Raw genomic sequence first — 1348 nt, forward strand, 5'->3', positions numbered from 1 at the left:
AACGTTGGCGGCCTTTTGGCAAAAGCATTCGGCTGCAAACAGCAGCGAAAAAGAAGCGCGTTTTGAGGTTGAGCAAGTTGAGATTGCCGCGCGCTGGCTGCAACAGAATCGTCATTGGATCAGCCGCATCGATCCGGACGATTGTGCAGATGTGCAGGACGCCGAAAAGAAAATAGCGGCGTTGCTGCGCGCACCGGAAATTTTCGAATCGAGTGTCAGGCTTTTATCGCCCGTTGTTCCTGAGAAGGGGTAGCGTGAGAGGCATGGATAGAAGCACGCCGCAAGCGTGTTCGGCACACGATGATTCAGGGACGAGGAGAATTTGAGCGTGACTGATAGCGCAAACCTAACACTGCCGGCAACGCCGCCGAAGAAAATTATTACCATCGATGATGAAGCGCCGATTCGCAACCTCATCCGGCATTCTTTGCGCCGCGAGCGTTATGAGATTGTCGAAGCCGGCAATGGCCGCGAAGGCCTGGAGATCATCCGCCGGGAATTGCCGGATTTGATCGTAATGGATGTGGTGATGCCGGAGATGAACGGCCTGGATACCCTCAAAGCCATTCGCGCCGACGCAACCATTGCTCATATTCCAGTGTTGCTGTTGACCGGCATACGCGACTCCGAGAAAATCGAAGCAGCGTTGCAACTGCCACCTACGGAATTTCTGGCCAAGCCTTTTTTGATCGACGTGTTGAAGGAGCGTGTGCGCAAAATGATGTTCGTGGCGAACGGCGACAGCCACGGCGTCAAGGCAGGCAATTGATGTACGTTCGCTTGGCGTGATACGGCATGCGGCGGAAGCGCCGTATCTCCTGCAAACGCTCGGCGGGGGGCAAACCATCCAAAAAGCGTGTGTATTTCTCTCCTAAAACGACGGCCTGATAGTAACGTCCGGCCAACGCGGAAGAAGCATAATTCAATTCCTCCCGCTCAAAGAGATGATGGCGCAGCCAGAGCCGGTCCATGGCTTCGAGCTGTTTGCTTTGATTAAAAAACGCGAGGAAGTATTTGAGCAAGAGATAGGTGTCGATCTTGGCCTGCAGTTCCAGATCCTGCAAGAAGCTTTCCTGACCGAAATCCGGCAACCCCTCCATAAATTTCAACGCCCCGTGCACGGCATGATTGATCTCTTCCACGAACACGCAGAACGCTGTGATGTTGCGTTCGGAAAGGCCGGTACGCGGATCATGTTTTTCCAGCGAGCGAATCAAATCACGCGAATAGTAAATCCCGACATAAAGCCGGCGCTCATGCACGCGAAAGAAGACACGCGCGCTATCCGACAGCTCGCCGCAGGTGAAATCATATTGTGACAAATACAAAAAACGCTCGCGCGTGATGA

At 53.6% G+C, this 1348-nt stretch carries 2 protein-coding genes and 1 pseudogene (1 of these 3 only partly in view); 2 read left to right on the forward strand and 1 reads right to left on the reverse strand.

The window, feature by feature from the left end:
* Together FBQ85_28580 and FBQ85_28585 are read left to right on the forward strand one after the other, a co-directional pair.
* Positions 1-253: pseudogene (locus tag FBQ85_28580) on the forward strand (hypothetical protein); it begins 1244 nt to the left of the window's first position.
* Positions 254-322: 69 nt separating this feature from the next.
* Positions 323-769: a response regulator gene (locus FBQ85_28585; protein ID MDL1879090.1), complete on the forward strand. Its 447-nt coding sequence runs from the start codon at positions 323-325 to the stop codon at positions 767-769.
* Here FBQ85_28585 and FBQ85_28590 read toward each other — a convergent pair.
* Entirely contained in the window at positions 753-1328 is a 576-nt protein-coding gene (locus FBQ85_28590; GenBank protein MDL1879091.1) for a hypothetical protein, read from the reverse strand. The genes FBQ85_28585 and FBQ85_28590 overlap by 17 nt on opposite strands.
* Positions 1329-1348 lie beyond the last annotated feature (20 nt).

This window comes from Cytophagia bacterium CHB2 (assembly GCA_030263535.1).
Taxonomy (GTDB): Bacteria; Zhuqueibacterota; Zhuqueibacteria; order Zhuqueibacterales; family Zhuqueibacteraceae; genus Coneutiohabitans.